This window comes from Mycobacteriales bacterium (assembly GCA_030697205.1).
In the GTDB taxonomy this organism is placed as follows: Bacteria; Actinomycetota; Actinomycetes; order Mycobacteriales; family SCTD01; genus JAUYQP01.
On sequence record JAUYQP010000006.1, the window covers coordinates 46,583 to 63,554 of the forward strand.

Annotated in this window: 15 protein-coding genes; 7 read left to right on the top strand and 8 right to left on the bottom strand. The window is 72.5% G+C overall.

Annotated elements, in window-relative coordinates:
• Genes Q8R60_01070 through Q8R60_01080 form a run of 3 tightly spaced genes read left to right on the top strand, consistent with a single transcriptional unit; the run spans nt 1 to nt 3,308 of the window.
• On the top strand, nt 1-1,014 hold the full coding sequence (locus Q8R60_01070) for an LLM class F420-dependent oxidoreductase (protein ID MDP3711058.1): 1,014 nt from the start codon (nt 1-3) through the stop codon (nt 1,012-1,014).
• The gene (locus Q8R60_01075) at nt 1,011-2,180 is read left to right on the top strand and encodes an acyl-CoA dehydrogenase family protein (protein ID MDP3711059.1); all 1,170 of its coding nucleotides are present in this window, start codon (nt 1,011-1,013) and stop codon (nt 2,178-2,180) included. Before Q8R60_01070 ends, Q8R60_01075 begins: the two co-directional genes overlap by 4 nt.
• Before the next feature lie 15 nt (nt 2,181-2,195).
• Nucleotides 2,196-3,308 carry an acyl-CoA dehydrogenase family protein gene (locus Q8R60_01080; GenBank protein ID MDP3711060.1) on the top strand — a complete coding sequence of 371 codons (1,113 nt, stop codon included), beginning with the start codon at nt 2,196-2,198 and terminating at the stop codon, nt 3,306-3,308.
• Here the strand turns inward: Q8R60_01080 and Q8R60_01085 are convergent.
• Together Q8R60_01085 and Q8R60_01090 are read right to left on the bottom strand one after the other, a co-directional pair.
• Nucleotides 3,305-4,081, bottom strand: coding sequence for an SDR family oxidoreductase (locus Q8R60_01085; GenBank protein MDP3711061.1), 777 nt, complete (start codon nt 4,079-4,081; stop codon nt 3,305-3,307). The genes Q8R60_01080 and Q8R60_01085 overlap by 4 nt on opposite strands.
• A 10-nt stretch (nt 4,082-4,091) precedes the next feature.
• Nucleotides 4,092-4,898: an SDR family oxidoreductase gene (locus Q8R60_01090; GenBank protein ID MDP3711062.1), complete on the bottom strand. Its 807-nt coding sequence runs from the start codon at nt 4,896-4,898 to the stop codon at nt 4,092-4,094.
• 71 nt (nt 4,899-4,969) lie between these two features.
• Between Q8R60_01090 and Q8R60_01095 the strand changes: the two genes are divergently transcribed.
• Nucleotides 4,970-5,923: an EamA family transporter gene (locus Q8R60_01095; GenBank protein MDP3711063.1), complete on the top strand. Its 954-nt coding sequence runs from the start codon at nt 4,970-4,972 to the stop codon at nt 5,921-5,923.
• Nucleotides 5,924-5,945: 22 nt separating this feature from the next.
• Here the strand turns inward: Q8R60_01095 and Q8R60_01100 are convergent, their stop codons facing one another.
• Nucleotides 5,946-6,398: a gamma-glutamylcyclotransferase family protein gene (locus Q8R60_01100; GenBank protein MDP3711064.1), complete on the bottom strand. Its 453-nt coding sequence runs from the start codon at nt 6,396-6,398 to the stop codon at nt 5,946-5,948.
• A 59-nt stretch (nt 6,399-6,457) separates the two neighbouring features.
• Here Q8R60_01100 and Q8R60_01105 point away from each other — a divergent pair, with 59 nt between their 5' ends.
• Nucleotides 6,458-7,816 (top strand): NAD(P)H-quinone dehydrogenase, encoded by a 1,359-nt coding sequence (locus tag Q8R60_01105; GenBank protein ID MDP3711065.1) that lies wholly within the window; start codon nt 6,458-6,460, stop codon nt 7,814-7,816.
• Nucleotides 7,817-8,080: 264 nt separating this feature from the next.
• Here the strand turns inward: Q8R60_01105 and Q8R60_01110 are convergent, their stop codons facing one another.
• Complete coding sequence (locus tag Q8R60_01110) at nt 8,081-9,826, bottom strand: biotin carboxylase N-terminal domain-containing protein (GenBank protein MDP3711066.1); 1,746 nt, start codon at nt 9,824-9,826, stop codon at nt 8,081-8,083.
• A 238-nt stretch (nt 9,827-10,064) separates the two neighbouring features.
• On the opposite strand from Q8R60_01110, the gene Q8R60_01115 reads away from it, so the two are divergent.
• Nucleotides 10,065-12,149, top strand: a complete 2,085-nt coding sequence (locus Q8R60_01115; protein MDP3711067.1) for a SpaA isopeptide-forming pilin-related protein — start codon at nt 10,065-10,067, stop codon at nt 12,147-12,149.
• Nucleotides 12,150-12,203: 54 nt separating this feature from the next.
• Here Q8R60_01115 and Q8R60_01120 read toward each other — a convergent pair whose 3' ends face one another.
• The 3 genes from Q8R60_01120 to Q8R60_01130 form a co-directional block, all read right to left on the bottom strand.
• Nucleotides 12,204-13,313, bottom strand: coding sequence for an SdrD B-like domain-containing protein (locus Q8R60_01120; protein ID MDP3711068.1), 1,110 nt, complete (start codon nt 13,311-13,313; stop codon nt 12,204-12,206).
• A gap of 129 nt (nt 13,314-13,442) precedes the next feature.
• Nucleotides 13,443-13,658 carry an acyl-CoA carboxylase subunit epsilon gene (locus tag Q8R60_01125; GenBank protein MDP3711069.1) on the bottom strand — a complete coding sequence of 72 codons (216 nt, stop codon included), beginning with the start codon at nt 13,656-13,658 and terminating at the stop codon, nt 13,443-13,445.
• Nucleotides 13,655-15,253, bottom strand: a complete 1,599-nt coding sequence (locus tag Q8R60_01130; GenBank protein MDP3711070.1) for an acyl-CoA carboxylase subunit beta — start codon at nt 15,251-15,253, stop codon at nt 13,655-13,657. The genes Q8R60_01125 and Q8R60_01130 overlap by 4 nt, the downstream gene beginning before the upstream one ends.
• Before the next feature lie 21 nt (nt 15,254-15,274).
• On the opposite strand from Q8R60_01130, the gene Q8R60_01135 reads away from it, so the two are divergent.
• Complete coding sequence (locus Q8R60_01135; protein ID MDP3711071.1) at nt 15,275-16,066, top strand: biotin--[acetyl-CoA-carboxylase] ligase; 792 nt, start codon at nt 15,275-15,277, stop codon at nt 16,064-16,066.
• Here Q8R60_01135 and Q8R60_01140 read toward each other — a convergent pair.
• Nucleotides 16,053-16,952, bottom strand: coding sequence for a GerMN domain-containing protein (locus tag Q8R60_01140; GenBank protein MDP3711072.1), 900 nt, complete (start codon nt 16,950-16,952; stop codon nt 16,053-16,055). The two genes, Q8R60_01135 and Q8R60_01140, sit on opposite strands and share 14 nt — an antisense overlap.
• Between the last annotated feature and the right edge of the window lie 20 nt (nt 16,953-16,972).

A 16,972-nucleotide genomic window follows, 5' to 3' on the forward strand; every position in this document is an offset into this window, starting at 1 on the left:
CTGAAGCTCGGCTACCAGTTCGGCTACTGGTCCGGTGAGGGGCCGGGGGACATGATCGGGCCGGCCAAGCAGGCCGAGGACCTCGGCTTCGACTCCGTCTGGACGGCCGAGTCGTGGGGCAGCGATGCCTTCACCCCGCTGTCGTGGATCGGCGCCCACACCTCGCGGGTGCAGCTCTGCACCGGGCTCGTGCAGCTGTCGGCCCGCACCCCCGCGGCGACCGCGATGTCGGCCATGACGCTCGACCGGCTGTCGGGCGGGCGCATGAACCTCGGTCTCGGTGTGAGCGGGCCGCAGGTCGTGGAGGGGTGGTACGGCCAGCCCTTCCCGAAGCCGCTGGCCCGCACCCGGGAGTACGTCCAGATCTGCCGCGACATCTGGCGCCGTGAGGGACCGGTGACCAACGACGGCCCGCACTACCCGCTGCCCTACCCGGGTGGCACCGGCCTGGGCAAGCCGCTGAAGGCCAACATGCGTCCGCTGCGCCCGGAGATCCCGGTCTACCTCGGCGCCGAGGGACCGAAGAACGTCGAGCTGGCCTGCGAGATCGCCGACGGCTGGCTGCCCATCTTCTTCCACGTCGAGAACGCCCCGGCGGTCTACGCCGACGCGCTGGCCACCGCCAAGCCCGGCTTCGAGATCGCCTGCCCGGTCACGGTCGTCGTCGACGACGACACCCAGAAAGCGCTGGACTGGGTCAAGCTCACGATGTCGTTCTACATCGGCGGCATGGGCGCCAAGGACAAGAACTTCCACCTCGACGTCGTGTCGCGCTTCGGCTTCGAGGAGGAGGCCAAGCGGGTGCAGGAGCTCTTCCTCGCCGGCGACCGCGACGGGGCCGCCAAGGCGGTGCCCGACGACCTCTGCGACGGCATCGCGCTGTGCGGCCCGATCGAGCGGATCGCCGAGCGCCTCGAGCTGTGGCGGCAGAGCCCTGTCACGACCCTCATCCTCGGCGGCGTGAGCGATCCCGCCGTCATGAAGCAGCTCGCCGACCTCGTGGGGACCCGATGAGACTCGCCTACACCGCCGAGCAGGAGCAGCTGCGCAAGGAGCTGCGCGCCTACTACCGCGACCTGCTCGACGACGACACCCGCGCCGCGCTGAAGGAGTCGCACGGCATCGGCCCGGCGATGCGGTCCGTCGTCAAGCAGATGGGGGCCGATGGCTGGCTCGGCATCGGCTGGCCCACGGAGTACGGCGGCCAGGGTCGCGGTCCGGTGGACCAGTTCATCTTCTTCGACGAGTCGATGCGGGCCGGTGCGCCGGTGCCGATGCTCACCATCAACTCGGTCGCGCCGACCATCATGAGCTTCGGCAGCGACGAGCAGAAGGAGCGCTTCCTGCCCGCCATCCTGCGGGGCGAGCTGCACTTCTGCATCGGCTACTCCGAGCCGGAGGCCGGCACCGACCTCGCGTCGCTGAAGACGCGCGCCCACTTGGACGGTGACGACTACGTCGTACAGGGGTCGAAGCTGTGGACCTCCCTGGCGAGCGACGCGGACTACTGCTGGCTCGCGGTGCGCACCGGAGCCGAGGACAGCCGCCACCGCGGCATCTCGATCCTCATCGCCGACATGAAGTCCCCAGGCATCACCGCGACGCCGATGTCGCTGCTGTCCGACCACAACATCTGCACCGTCGCGTGGGACGACGTGCGGGTCCCGGCGGCCAACCTCGTGCTCGCGCAGGACAAGGGCTGGCAGCTCATCACCAACCAGCTCAACCACGAGCGGGTCACGCTGTGCAGCCCCGGCATGGCCGAGAACGTCCTGCACGAGACGATCGCCTGGGCCAAGGCCGAGCGGCTGCCCGACGGCCGGCGCGTCATCGACCAGGAGTGGGTGCGGGTCAACCTCGCGCGCGCGTGGTCGGGCTTCGAGTTCCTGCGCCTCGCCAACTGGCGGGTGGCCGCCGCGGAAGAAGACCTGCCGATCGCGGACGCCTCCACCATCAAGGTCTTCGGCACCGAGCACTACCTCGAGGTCTTCCGCCTGTGCATGGAGGTCATCGGGGAGCGGGCCGCGCTGCAGGAGGGCTCGCCCGGCGCGGTGCTGGGCCAGCGGCTCGAGGCGCTCTACCGCAGCCTGCTGATCCTCACCTTCGGCGGCGGCACCAACGAGCTGCAGCGCGACCTGATCGCGACGTTCGGCCTCGGCATGCCGATGGCCAAGAGGTAGGGGACCCACATGGACATGACGCTGTCCGACGAGCAGGTCGCGATCCGCGACCTCGCAGCGCAGGTCCTCGCCGGACGCGAGGACCGCACCACCCGGGAGCGCTCCGCTGCCGACCCCGATGGCGTGGATCGGGCCCTGTGGGCCTCGCTCGCGTCCTCCGGGCTGCTCGGCACCGCGGTGCCGGAGGCGCACGGCGGCGCGGGTCTAGGGCTGCTGGAGCTGTGCCTGCTGCTCGAGGAGGTCGGCCGGACCGCCGCTGACGTCCCCGCACTGACCCTCGCCCTCGGCGCGCTGCCGCTGGCCCGCTTCGGAACGCCGGCGCAGCAGGAGGTCCTGGGGCAGGTCGTCACCGGCGAGGCGGTCGTCACGGCCGCGCTCTCCGAGCCGCACGGCGACCCCTACACCCCCGCGACCACGGCCGCGGCCACGGACGGCGGCTGGGTGCTGTCCGGCGTCAAGACGGCCGTGGTCGCGGGCACCTACGCCGACGTGGTGCTGCTGCCGGCCGCGCTGCCCGACGGGACCACCGCGGTCTTTGCGGTCGGTCGCGACCGGCTCGCGCCGCAGCGGCAGACCTCGACGACCACGGCGCCGCTCGCGCTGATCGAGCTCGACGGGCTGGCCGTCACCGCCGACGACCTGCTGGGCGCCGACGCCCCCGGTGAGGTCCTGCCGTGGCTGGTCGAGCGCGCGACGGTGGCGCTGTGCGCGGTGCAGTCCGGCGTCTCGGACGCGGCGCTGCGGCTCACCGCCACCTACGTCACCGACCGCCAGCAGTTCGGGCGGTCGATCGCGTCGTTCCAGGCAGTGACGCAGCGCGCCGGCCAGGGCTACGTCGACTCCCACGCGATCCGGCTGACGATGCTGCAGGCCGCCTGGCGGCTCGACAACGCGATGCCCGCGGCCACTCAGGTCGCGGTCGCGAAGCACTGGGCCGCCGAGGGCGGTCAGCGGGTCGCGCACACCGCGCAGCACCTGCACGGCGGGGTCGGCGTCGACCGCGACTACCCGCTGCACCGCTACTTCCTGCTGGCGAAGTCCCTCGAGCTCTCCCTCGGTGGCGCGACCCGCAGCCTGGTGCGCCTCGGTGACCTGCTGGCCGACGACGACACGCTGGTGCCCGCCTAGAGGACCCAAGGCGGTGGCACGGACCGCGGGCGCAGCAGCGCGTCGGTGCCGCCGTCGCAGACCAGCAGGGCGCCCACGACCACGGCGGACTCGTCGCTCAGCAGCCAGGTGACGACGGCAGCGATCTCGTCGGCGGTGGCTCCCCGACCCATGGGCAGCGGGAACGCCGCCAACAGGGGCGCGACCGTGCCGTCGGCCCGCATCTCGGCCGTCATCGCCGTCTCGACCAGTCCGGGCGCCACGGCGTTGAGGCGCACGCCGTCGGCCACCCAGGCAGGCGCCTGCGCGCGGACCCAGTGGGCGACGGCCGTCTTCGTCGCCGGGTAGACGCCGTCCATCGTGGCGATGCCCCGGGCCACCTCCCGCGCTGCGCCCTCGTCGCCGGCAAGGCACGCGTCGACGAGCCGCTGCGGCACCCCCGGCTGGCAGGTCGTGGAGTTCGACGACACTGCGACGACGGCGGCGCCGGGCGCGAGCAGGGGGCGCAGGCCGGCCAGCAGGTCCACGGTCCCGAAGTGGTTCAGCGACACGAGCAGCGCTGGGTCGCGGTCGGGTAGCGGTCCCAGCCCGGCGCACGTCACGGCCCCGCGCAGCACCGGGGCCAGTCGGGTGATCTGCAGCACCGCCGCGCGTCGGGCGGCAGGGTCGGCCAGGTCAGCGACCACCTCGGCGTCGTGCAGGTCGACACCGAGGACCTGCTCGCCGGCCGCCTCGAGGCGGGCGCGCACGGCCCTGCCGATGCCGCTCGCGGAGCCGGTGACGACCGTGGTCACGGGCGGTCCGTCACAGGCGGCCGACCAGTGCGGCGCTGTCGTCCCACAGCCGCGCGGCCGTCACCGGGTCCTTCGCGTAGTCCTTGAGCCGGTGGGGCTTGCCGTCGGCGAAGTACTCGCCGTGGGCCTCCACCGGGTCGCAGGCCAGCTGAAGCGTGGTCTCCGCTCCGTCGGCCGGGGACTTGATGAACGGCTTGGCGAGCTTCAGGAACAGCACGCCGATCTTGTTGTCGCGGGCGAGCGAGGTCGAGACGAAACCGGGGTGCAGGCAGTTGACGGTCACGCCGGTGCCGTCGAGCCGACGGGCCAGCTCACGGGTGAACAGGATGTTGGCGAGCTTGCTGCGGCCGTAGACCTTCATCGGCTTGAAGGCGCGGGTGCTCATGTAGTCGTCGGGCTCGAGCGCGCCGAAGGTGTGCGCGTCGGAGGCGACGACCACCACCCGTGACGGGGCGCTCGCGACGAGCCGGTCCTGCAGCAGCCGGGTCAAGAGGTACGGCGCGAGGTGGTTGACCGCGAAGACCTTCTCGTAGCCGTCGACCGTCTCCTCCCGGTGCTGCAGGACGAGGGCGGCGTTGTTGACCAGGACGTCGAGGCGCGGGTGGTCGGCGAGCAGCGACGCGGCCAGGGTGCGCACCTGGGCGAGCTCGGCGAAGTCGGCGACGTAGGTCCGGACCTCGGGCGCGCCGGCGTCACGGCACTGCTGGGCGACCTTCTCCAGCCGGGCGGTGTCGCGACCGACCAGCGCCAGGGACGCGCCCCGCCGGGCCAGGCCGAGAGCGGTCGCCGAGCCGATGCCCGCGCTCGCCCCGGTCACGACGCACGTCTTTCCTGCCATGTCCCCCATACGCCGATCAAAGCACTGGGCGCACCTGCTCAGATGGACGTGTGCCACCTCCTGGGACTGCGTCCCCGCTCCGGGTCTGGACTGCGCTCGCGGTCGTCTACGTCGTGTGGGGATCGACCTACCTCGCGATCGTCTACGTCGTCGAGACGATGCCGCCGCTGCTCGCCGCGTCGATGCGCTTCGCGCTCGCCGCCCCGCTGCTCGCGGTCTTCCTGCTGGTCCGCCGCGGGCCGCAGGCCTTCCGGGCCACCCGCCGTCAGCTGCTCACCGCGGCCGGCATCGGGGTGCTGCTGCTCGCGGGCGGCAACGGCGGCGTGACCCTCGCCGAGGACCGCGGCCTGCCGTCCGGCCTGGCGGCGCTGCTGGTCGCGGCGCTGCCGTTGTTCGTCGTGGTGCTGCGGCTGCTCGCCCGCGACCGGCCGACCCCGCTGACCCTCGTGGGGGTCGGGATCGGCTTCGCGGGGGTCGCCCTGCTGCTGCTCCCCGGCAACCGCCCCGACGGCGTCAGCGTCGTGGCCGCGCTGCTCGTCGTCGGAGGGACGCTGTCGTGGGCGGTGGGCTCCTTCGCGGCCACCCGCGTCGGGCTTCCCCCGGACCAGCTGCTCGCCACCGTGGTCGAGATGGCCGGCGGCGCGCTCGCCCTCGGCGTCGCCGGACTGCTGTCAGGGGAGCGCCTCGACGTCGGGGCGGTCGAGGCGCAGTCGTGGTGGGGCCTGGCCTATTTGGTCGTCTTCGGCTCGGTCGTCGCCTTCAGCGCCTACACCTGGCTGCTCGGCAACGCCCCGGTCAGCCAGGTCGCGACCTACGCCTACGTCAACCCGGTCGTCGCGGTCGGCCTCGGCGCGCTGTTCGTGGGGGAGCAGGTGACCGGCACGACCGCGCTCGGTGGTCTGGTCACGCTCGTCGCGGTGGCGGTCGTCGTCACCGAGGAGGGCCGGCGTCGTCGCGCCCTGGCCGCGGACGCGCCGGTCCTCGCTGTCGAGCCGGCCCGCTGACGGGCGCTGTGCGTCGTACGCCTCAGAGACCCACGGAGCGGCAGGCCCGCGACCGGAGCTCGGCGACGTAGTCGTCGGGAGCGCCTGCTGCCTCGGCGCCGGCGGCCAGCACCCCGAGGTAGCGCGCGGAGGGCAGGCCGCCCTCGTAGCCGTCGAGGACGTAGACCCAGGCGAGCTTGTCGCCGTCGAGGGTGTGCACCCGCAGCCGGATCTTGCGGTAGAGGCCGCTGTCCGCGCCCTCCCACGAGTCGAGGCCGCGCTCGTCGTCGCGGGTGACGTCGTAGAGGCCGACGAAGACGTGCTGGCCCGGCGCCTCGACGATGGTCGCGAGCGAGCCCTCCCAGCCGAGGTCCTCCGCGCCGAAGGTCAGCCGCCAGCCCTCGAGCCAGCCGGTGCCGACGACGGGGGAGTGCGGGCAGCGCTCGTGCATCTGGTCCGGGTCGAGGTTGCTGCCGTACGCCGCGTAGAGCGCCATGGAGCGGAGACTACCGACGCGGGGGCGTGCTGCCGGGGACGATCGGCAAGGATGGGCGTGTGACCCGCATCGCCATCATCGGAGGAGGCCCCGCCGGCTACGAGGCGGCGCTCGTCGCCGTCCAGCTCGGGGCGGAGGTGACGCTCGTCGAGCGCGACGGCGTCGGGGGCATGTGCGTGCTCGCCGACTGCGTCCCCAGCAAGACCCTCATCGCCACCAGCGACGCCATGACCGAGCTGTCGCAGGCCGACCGGGTCGGGGTCCACGCGACCGGCACCGTCGGGGTGGCTGTCGGCGAGGTGCACGCCCGGGTCAAGGCGCTCGCGCTCGCGCAGTCGGCCGACATCTCCGCGCGCCTCGTCCGCGAGGGCGTCCGCGTGCTGTCCGGCGCGGCCCGGCTCGACGGGCCGGGACAGGTGTCGGTCGACGGCGAGGTCGTCGCGGCCGACGTGGTCCTGCTGGCGGTGGGGGCCCACCCGCGGGTGCTGCCCGGGGCCGAGCCCGACGGTGAGCGCATCCTCGACTGGCGCCAGCTCTACGACCTGCCCGAGCTGCCGTCGCACCTGGTCGTCGTCGGGTCGGGTGTCACCGGCGCGGAGTTCGCGGCGGCCTACCTCGCGATGGGGTGCCAGGTGACGCTGGTGTCCTCGCGCGAGCGGGTGCTGCCGTCGGAGGACGCTGACGCCGCCGAGCTGCTCCAGCAGGTCTTCACCCGGCGGGGCATGCACATCCAGCGAGGGCGGGCCGCATCCGTCGCGCGGGTCGGTGACGGTGTGGTCGTCACGCTCACCGACGGCACGGTCGTCGAGGGATCGCACGTCCTCATGACCGTCGGCTCGGTGCCCAACACCGCCGGCATGGGGCTCGAGGAGGCCGGGGTGACCCTCGACGAGGGCGGCTTCGTCAAGGTCGACCGGGTGTCGCGCACGACCGCCCCGGGCGTCTACGCCGCGGGCGACTGCACCGGCGTGCTCATGCTCGCCTCCGTCGCCGCCATGCAGGGGCGCATCGCGATGTGGCACGCCCTCGGCGAGGCCGTCGCACCGCTCACCCTGTGGTCGGTGTCGTCCAACGTCTTCACCGACCCTGAGGTCGCCTCGGTCGGGGTGACCCAGCAGCAGGTCGACTCAGGGGTGCTGACCGCCCACGTCCTCAAGCTGCCGCTCGCGACCAACGCGCGCGCCAAGATGGAGGGCATCACCGACGGATTCGTGAAGCTGTTCTGCCGGCCCGGGTCCGGATCGGTGCTGGGCGGGGTCGTCGTCGCGCCGCACGCCAGCGAGCTGATCCTGTCGATCGCGCTCGCCGTGCAGAACGGGCTGACGGTGGACCAGGTGGCCCACACCTTCTCGATCTACCCGTCCCTGTCCGGGTCACTGACGGAGTCAGCGCGCCAGCTGATGCTGCACGGGGGGTGACACGAGATGATCACCATCGTTGCGTGATGGTGATCATCTCGCGTGGGGCAACGGCGTGTCGTCGCGAGACGATCACCCACCGCTGAGCAGGAGAGGTACGCCGACCGCGCGGCCGCCAGCAGGCAGGCGGCGGCGGGGGGTCCGTGCGAGACCCGGACCGGCGGACGCGCTGCGTCGTACCCGTCTGAGGTGTCTGATCGTGTCGCGAGACGTCGCGGCGTGTCGTCGCGAGATGATCACCATCGCCCAACGATGGTGATCATCTCAGTCCTTGATGTCGCAGAGGGTTGAGCCGGCGGTGACGACCTCGCCGACGGCGGCGGACAGGCCGGTCACGGTGCCGGCCTTGTGGGCGTTGAGGGGCTGCTCCATCTTCATCGCCTCGAGCACGACGATGAGGTCACCGGCCTCGACGGTCGCGCCGTCCTCGACGGCGACCTTGACGATGGTGCCCTGCATCGGTGAGGTGAGGGAGTCGCCCGACGCGGCGGCGCCGGCCTTGCGGCCACCGGCGGCGCGCTTGGCGGGGCCCTTCTTGGCGGGGCCTGCTGAGGCACCGAGACCGGCCGGCAGGGACACCTCGAGGCGCTTGCCGCCGACCTCGACGACGACGGTCTCGCGGGGCTCTGCGGCGTCGTCCGCGCCGGCGGCGGCGCCGAAGGGCTCGAGGTCGTTGTCGAACTCGGTCTCGATCCAGCGGTTGTGGACAGTGAAGGGCTCGGAGGTGAAGGCCGGGTCCCGGACCACCTTGCGGTGGAACGGGATGAGGGTGGCCATGCCGTCGACGACGAGCTCGTCGAGCGCCCGGGCGGAGCGCTGCAGCGCCTCCTCGCGGGTCGCACCGGTGACGATGAGCTTGGCGAGCAGCGAGTCGAAGGCGCCACCGATGACGTCGCCGGAGCCGACGCCGCTGTCGACGCGGACTCCGGGGCCCGAGGGCGCGACGAAGGTCGTGACGGTGCCGGGGGCGGGCAGGAAGCCGCGACCCGGGTCCTCGCCGTTGATGCGGAACTCGAAGGAGTGGCCGCGGGCGACCGGGTCGGTGATGTCGAGCGCCTCGCCCTGCGCGATGCGGAACTGCCACCGGACCAGGTCGACCCCGGTGACCTCCTCGGTGACGGGGTGCTCGACCTGCAGGCGGGTGTTGACCTCGAGGAAGCTGATCAGGCCGTCGGCGCCGACGAGGAACTCGCAGGTGCCGGCACCGACGTAGTCGGCCTCGCGGATGATGTCCTTGGACGCCTTGTAGAGCTGGTCGACCTGCTCCTGGGACAGGAACGGCGCGGGGGCCTCCTCGACGACCTTCTGGTAGCGGCGCTGCAGCGAGCAGTCACGCGTGCTGACGACCACGACGTTGCCGTGGGTGTCGGCCAGCACCTGGGTCTCGACGTGGCGGGGCTTGTCGAGGTAGCGCTCCACGAAGCACTCGCCGCGACCGAAGGCGGCGACCGCCTCGCGCACGGCCGACTCGTAGAGCTCCGGCACCTCCTCCTTGGTGCGGGCGATCTTCAGCCCGCGACCGCCACCACCGAAGGCCGCCTTGATGGCGACCGGCAGGCCGTGCTCCTCCACGAAGGCGAGCACCTCCTCGACGCCCTTGACGGGGTCGGCGGTGCCGGGCACGAGAGGCGCACCGATCTTCAGCGCGATGTGGCGCGCCGTGGTCTTGTCGCCGAGCGCCGCGATCGCGGCGGGGGACGGCCCGATCCAGGTCGCGCCGGCGTCGATGACGGCCTGGGCGAACTCGGCGTTTTCCGACAGGAAGCCGTAGCCGGGGTGCACCGCGTCGGCGCCGGAGTCGGCCAGCGCCTTGAGCACCTTGTCGATGCGCAGGTAGGAGTCACCCGGCGTCGTGCCGCCGAGGGCGTAGGCCTCGTCGGCGACGCGCACGTGCAGCGCGTCGAGATCGGGCTCGGCGTAGACGGCGACCGAGGTCAGGCCGGCGTCCTTGCAGGCGCGCGCGACACGGACGGCGATCTCGCCGCGGTTGGCGATCAGGACCTTGCGCACGTGACTCCCTCGTCGTACCGGTCTCGCGAGCCTAGCGAGCAGGTGGAGCGCGCTGACGGGCTGGTCACTCCGGGTCACCCCAGAAGCCCTCGCTCCGGCGGAACCGGACGCCCCGCTGGCCCTTGTCACGGAGGGTCACCGACCGACACAGCCCGGTCGGGCCATGGCGGCTGCGAGTCCTCGGGACGAGCCTTTCCCGCGCCATCGGTCACTGCCCGGCTACGGCGAAGGAGCCGTCATGAGCCAGAACCCGTCCCGCGCCCGGGCGTCGTGGCGCAGCCGCGTCGGACTGCCACCCGCACTCGCGGGCCTGGTGCTAGCCGGGGCCGCAGTGGGCACCTCGGGCGCCGCGGTCGCCAACGAGTGGGGCCTCACGGGCAGCCAGTTCCAGAGCAAGGACGGCAACGCGGTCGTGGAGACGACGGGGCCGGCGCCGACCAACACGACGCCCTGGGGCACGAAGGACTGGAACAGCCTGAACACCTTCCAGGGGACGGCCGCCAACGCCTCCACGGCGTTGGTGCAGGTCGACCAGCCGTCTGGCTCTGGCGACGACAGCTTCGGCAACGGCACGAAGGAGGACACCCCGGTCCCCTCCGTCGTCGCGGGCTCCATCCCGCCCAACAAGAGCGACCTGCTCGAGTTCGGCTCGTGGGTCGAGCGCAACGCCGACGGGCAGTTCCTGCACCTGTTCTGGTCGCGGGTCCAGGAGCCGAGCGGGACGACGAACATGGACTTCGAGCTCAACGCGAAGACCTGTCCGACGGTCGCATCCGGCAAGAACCGCGACGACTGCTCGGCCAACGGCGTGACGCCGACGCGGAGCACCAACGACCTCCTCATCACCTACGACCTCGCTCGCGGCGGCACCACAGCCTCCATCGGGCTGAAGAAGTGGGACGGCTCGCAGTGGGTCGCGGACTCGCTCGCCGCCGACAAGGCCCTCGGGTCCATCAACTCGGACGCCGTGACCTCGACGCTGACCGGTCGGACCTACAGCGCGCGGACCTTCGGCGAGGCCTCGATCGACCTCTCGGAGATCTTCGTGGCCGGGTCCTGCAGCTCGCTCGGGTCGGCCTACCTCAAGAGCCGGTCGTCGGACTCCTTCACCTCGGCGGTCAAGGACTTCGTGCGACCTGCGGGTGTCGACATCTCGAACTGCGGCCGGCTGGTGCTGCTGAAGACCGACGGCACCGACCCGCTGGACGGCGCGGCCTTCACGATCTCCCCGGCCAACCAGGCCGGGACGACCCAGATGACGGACCTGGGTGGAGGTCGCTTCTGCATCGACAAGCTCTTCTACGGCACGGCGTACTCGATCACGGAGTCGACCACGCCCGGCGGCTACGACGGCGACGACGCCATCCCGTCGTTCACCCCGACCGAGGCGAGCAACGCCGGTGCGTGCAGCACGGTGACCGCCACGACACCACCTGCCGTGACGGTGGCCAACGAGCGGCTGCTCGGCTCGCTGCTCGTCACGAAGGTCGACCCGGCGGGCGCGCTGCTCGGCGGGGCGGCGTTCAGCTACACGTCGGACGACGACGCCACCGTGACCGGGACCGTGGCGGCCACGAGCGTGGCCGGGGTGCACTGCGTCGACGACCTGGTCCCGGGCAGCTACACGATCAGCGAGACCACGCCACCCGCCGGCTACTCGACCGCCAGTGACGGCACCGCGACGGTGACCGCTGGCGACGACTGCGCGACCCGGATCGCCGACGCCCAGGAGGCGGCCGGTGAGGGCACCGTCGACTGGGGGGAGAACCTCGAGGTCACGGACAACCCCGCGCCCGGCACGATCAACGTCTCGAAGAGCGACGATGACGGCGGCGCGATGGCCGGCATCGGCTTCACGCTCTACGTCGACGCCGACACGAGCGGCACGTGGGAGACGACAGAGACGACCCTCGGCATCGCCCAGCAACTCACGGGTGCGGACGGCACGACCAGCTTCGCGAGCGTGCCGCTGGGCTCCTACTGCGTCGTCGAGACCTTGGGCCGGAGCGGTTACGCCGTAGCAGCGCCGCGGTGCGTCACAGTCGGGCTGGGGACGACATCAGCCGGCCAGACGACCAACCTGGAGTTCACCAACACCCAGCTCCACAAGGTGATCGTGTTGGTCTGCCACCAGGGCACGGCGACCCTCGTCGCCGGGACGGCGTCCACCGGTCCCGGCAGCACGGACGACGTCACCACCGCCGTGACCGGCGACCTGCCGAGCGGCGTCACCGGGGCGCAGTTGTGCGGCCTGCCTGGGACCAGCGGTCTGTCACACACGTCCGACCCGACGGTGAGCGTCGACATCCCGAGCCACCAGTAGGGGTCGACCGGCCCGGGGCGTCCGAGTGGTCGCCCCGGGCCGCGTCGTGCGGGATCAGCAGCGGCGGCACTTCTTGCCCGACGTCGGCGTGGGCGACGTGACCGACGCAGTGGCCGTCGGGGAAGGACTCGCCGACGGGCTGGTCGACGGAGCGGGGGAGGGAGTCGCTGACGGGGAGGCGGTGGGCTCCACCGCCACCGTGCCCGTGCTGAACGCGCCCACGAGGTAGTCCCGCAGCCCGGGGACCGACGCGGCCGGGGGCAGGTCGCGGTTGGACTGGGGCGCCGCCGCGGCTGTCGGGGATCCGAGCAGCTGGCGGTAGTCCTCGGCCACGAGCTCTCGAGGGCTCCACGCGTCGCTGCCCAGACGGGGGTCGCCGGTGAGGCCGCGCGCGTCCAGGTAGCCCGCGAGAGTCGGGTCCTGCTGCACGAGATGGGCCCGGTAGAGCGACCAGGCGTGGCCGTACTCGTGCGAGAGCGTCGTGTCCCCTCCGTCGAGCCACGACAGCCAGGTGACGCCCACCGTGGCGCGGAAGCTCGTGTAGCGCCCGCCGCTGGAGCCGATCGAGGTCGACGTCGTGCTGGACGACGCGAGGTCGAAGCGGACCACCGTCGTCGCGGCCTCGGCACCCACCGCGCCCGCAGACCCGCGCAGGATCGCGTCGTAGAGCTCGCGGGCGGTGACGACGTCGTCGTAGCTCTCGACCCGCAGGCCTTCGGGGCCGGTGAAGGCGCTGATGGGCGACCCCGCCGTGGTCGACCGGACGATGGGGCGCCAGCCGAAGTCGGCGGTGGTGGGGCCGTCCACGACGACCTGCCGGGAGGCGCGCAGGTCGGCCGTGGTGCTCACCAGGTCCGCGCGCAGCCCCCACCACGAGGTAGGTGCGTAGGCGACCCGATAGCTGCCACCCGGCAGGTCGGCGAACACGTAGCGGCCGGCGCTGTCGGTGACCGCGTTGCGCAGGTAGGTCCCGTCCGTGGCGTAGAGGTAGACCTTGTCGCCCGAGCGCAGCGACTCGCCGGCGTCCAGCGCTGCGTCGCGGTCGGCGTCGAGGAAGGCGGTACCGGACAACGTGCCCGAGGCTGCCGAGGCCGGCACGGCCCAGGCCCCCACGGCGAGGGCGGTGGCGGCGAACGCGACGGCGACGGTCCTGGCGCGAGTCATACCTCGGAGGTCGGGCCGATCCCGCCGGTGGTTGAGAAACCACGAGAGCAGGACGCACCGAACGCCCCTCAGCGCCCGGAAGGTCGTCGAGCAGAACGGACCAGCCCGCCTGCTCCCGGCAGGTCTGACTCAGCCCGGCAGACCGGACGCCCTCCAGGCGCCCGGGCCGTGGGGCAGCGGGTGGCGCAGCAGCGACTCCCTGGAGGCCCAGCGCGAGGTCGACGCGGGCTCGTCCTCGACCGCGCCGCCGCGTGACGACACGACCGCGATGAGCGCCGCGAGCTCCTCCGGGGACGGAGCCCCGCGCACGACCCGCAGCAGGGGGGAGGGCACGGGATCGGTCACAGCGGGATGTTCCCGTGCTTCTTCGGCGGCAGCGACTGGCGCTTCCCGCGCAGCACGCGCAGCGCCTTCGCGACCTCGCGGCGGGTCTGTGAGGGCTCGATGACGGCGTCGACGAAGCCGCGTTCGGCCGCGATGTAGGGCGTCGCGAAGGTGTCCTCGTACTGCTGGATGAACTCCGCGCGGGTCGCGTCGGGGTCTTCCGACGCCGCGATCTCCTTGCGGCGGATGATGTTGACCGCGCCCTGCGCGCCGACGACCGCGACCTGCGCGGTCGGCCAGGCGAGGTTGACGTCGGCGCCGAGGTGCTTGGAGCCCATGACGACGTAGGCGCCGCCGTAGGCCTTGCGGGTGATGACGGTGACCTTCGGGACGGTCGCCTCGGAGTAGGCGTAGAGCAGCTTGGCGCCGCGCCGGATGATGCCGGCGTGCTCCTGGCCGACGCCCGGGAGGAAGCCCGGCACGTCGCAGAAGGTGAGGATCGGGATCCCGAAGGCGTCGCAGGTGCGCACGAAGCGCGCGGCCTTCTCGGAGGCGTCGATGTCAAGGGTGCCGGCGAAGTGCATCGGGTTGTTGCCGACGACACCGACGCTGCGGCCCTCGACGCGGCCGAAGCCGACCGTGATGCTCTGCGCCCACAGCTCCTGCACCTCGAGGAACTCGCCGTCGTCGAGGACGTGCTCGATGACGCGGTGCATGTCGTAGGGCGCGTTGTTGCTGTCCGGGATGAAGGTGTCGAGCTCGAGGTCGAGCTCCTCCCCCAGCGCGTCGACCCCGTTGTAGACCGGCGGCTCGGACAGGTTGTTGGACGGTAGGTAGGACAGCAGCGCCTTCGCGAGCTCGAGCGCCTCCTCCTCGTCGTGGCTCATGAAGTGCGCGACGCCGGACTTGGAGTTGTGGGCGCGCGCACCGCCGAGGTCCTCGATGGTGATGTCCTCGCCGGTGACCGTCTTGATGACGTCGGGACCGGTGATCATCATCGCGGACGAGCCGTCGACCATGAGGTTGAAGTCGGTGAGGGCGGGGCTGTAGACGTGGCCGCCTGCGCAGTTGCCGAGGATCAGCGAGATCTGCGGGACGACACCGGAGGCCATGACGTTGCGGTAGAAGATGTCGCCGTACAGCGCCAGGCCCATGATCCCCTCCTGGATCCGGGCACCCGACCCCTCGTTGATGCCGACAACCGGGATGCCGGTCTTCAGCGCGAGGTCCATGACCTTGACGATCTTCTCGCCGTAGACCTCGCCCAGCGCCCCGCCGAAGACGGTCGCGTCCTGGCTGAAGACCGCGACCGGCCGGCCGTCGACCGTGCCGAAGCCGGTGATGACGCCGTCGCCGGTCGGGCGGTTCTTCTCCAGCCCGAAGTCGCGGGCGCGGTGGCGCGCGAGCGCGTCGGTCTCGGTGAAGGAGTCGGGATCCAGGAAGGCCTCGATGCGCTCGCGCGCGGTGCGCTTGCCGGCGGCGCGGCGCTTCTCGAGCGCGGCCTCGCTCCCGGCATGCAGCGCGGCGTCGTTGCGGCGGCGCAGCTCGGCCAGCTTGCCGGCGGTCGTGTGGACGTCGGGAGCGCCCTCGGGCGTCTCCAGCGGCTCAGCGGTCACACGCGCAGGCTACCGAGCCGCGTGCGCGAGGATGACGGGGTGTACGGAGACCTCGACCGCCCCCCGCTCTCCGCCTCCGTGCTCACCCGCGCCCTGGAGCCCGACGGCTGGCAGGTGGAGGTGCTCGCCGAGACCGGCTCGACCAACGCGGTGGTGGGGGACAGGGCCAGAGCGGGTACGCCGCAGGGCCTCGTCGTCGTCGCCGAGTCCCAGACGGCCGGGCGCGGCCGCCTCGACCGGACGTGGGTCTCGCCGCCGCGCGCCGGCCTCACCTTCTCGGCGCTGCTGCGGCCTGGTCTGCCGCCGGTCGACCTCCCCTGGGTGCCGCTGCTCAGCGGGGTCGCGGTCGCGCGGGCGTTGCGGGAGCACACCGGTGTCGACGCTGTCCTCAAGTGGCCCAACGACGTGCTGGTCGACGGGCGCAAGCTCTGCGGCCTGCTCGCGGAGGTGCCGGTCGAGGGCGCCGTCGTGGTCGGCATCGGCCTCAACGTCACGACCCGGGCCGAGGAGCTGCCGCACGAGCAGGCCACGTCGCTGCAGCTCGAGGGGGCGGAGGTGCTCGACCGCGACACCCTGCTGCGGGCGGTCCTGCGCTCGCTGACCGACGTGCTCGCCCTGCTGCGCGACGACCGCGCGGCCGCCTTCTCGGCGTACCGCGCCCTGTGCTCGACGCTCGGGACCGAGGTGCGGGTGGAGCGGCCCGACGGTGACAGCGGCACCGGTGTGGCCGAGCAGGTGGACGACCTCGGGCGGCTCGTCGTCGCCGGCGTCGCCCACAGCGCCGGCGACGTCGTGCACGTCAGACGACCGTGATGCGCTTGTCGTCGACGAAGGTCTCGCGGCCGTCCTCGGCCGAGCTCTCGAAGGCCCGCAGCAGGTAGTCGCCTGGGGGCACGTCGGCGACCGCGCTCCAGCTGCCGCGACCGGGTGCGCCGGTGGAGGCGGTGGCGAAGCCCTCCTTGACGACGGTGCCGGCCTGCACGAGCTGCCAGGAGACGGTCGCCTCGAAGACGCTGGCCTCGCCGCCGAAGGTCGCGCCGCGGCGCAGGGTGCCGCCCTCGGTCGGGGTGAGGACCCACACCGGCCCGAGCTCGTAGGCCGCCTCGCCGCGCGGCATCGGCTCGGAGCTGTCGACGTGCCCGGCGAGGCTCTCGACCTTGCGCCCCTCGACGAGGAGCTGGACGGCCTTGGCCGTCGGGTCGGCGGCGGTCGCGGTCCACACCAGCTGCTGCAGGCTCGCGCCCTCGAAGGCCGCGCCGGCCGACATCGTCTTCGCCTCCTCGGACAGGTCGACGACCAGCGTCGTGCCGTCCTTGCGGACACCGAGCACGCGGGTGCCCTTGGGCCAGAGGCTGGTGTAGCTGCCGTCCTGGGCCGGCGTCGTGAGCATCGCGGTCACGGCGTCGCGCACGACGGCGTCGGTCACCGGGCGGCGGTGGAACTCGCGGTAGAGCCGAGCCTCGGACTCCGAGAGGTAGTAGACGGCGACGGCCCGGGTGGCCGGCGCGGGAGTGCTCGGCTCCGACGTCGGGGTCGCGGTCGGCTCGAGTGTCGGCGTCGCGGTCGGCTCCGGGCTCTCGGAGACCGTGGGGGACGGCGACGGGCCGGCCACGGTCGCGTCGTCACCGCAGCCGGTCAGCCCCGTCAGCAGGGCGGCGGCGAAGGCGAACGCGGTCAGGGGGGTGCGGGTGGCGGTCATGGGTGCCTCCTCGGCGTGAC

Coding starts and splice junctions, on each gene's coding strand:
- Q8R60_01115 (MDP3711067.1), top strand. CDS start 10,065: ATGAGCCAGAACCCGTCCCGCGCCCGGGCGTCGTGGCGCAGCCGCGTC.
- Q8R60_01075 (MDP3711059.1), top strand. CDS start 1,011: ATGAGACTCGCCTACACCGCCGAGCAGGAGCAGCTGCGCAAGGAGCTG.
- Q8R60_01140 (MDP3711072.1), bottom strand. CDS start 16,952: ATGACCGCCACCCGCACCCCCCTGACCGCGTTCGCCTTCGCCGCCGCC.
- Q8R60_01080 (MDP3711060.1), top strand. CDS start 2,196: ATGACGCTGTCCGACGAGCAGGTCGCGATCCGCGACCTCGCAGCGCAG.
- Q8R60_01120 (MDP3711068.1), bottom strand. CDS start 13,313: ATGACTCGCGCCAGGACCGTCGCCGTCGCGTTCGCCGCCACCGCCCTC.
- Q8R60_01100 (MDP3711064.1), bottom strand. CDS start 6,398: ATGGCGCTCTACGCGGCGTACGGCAGCAACCTCGACCCGGACCAGATG.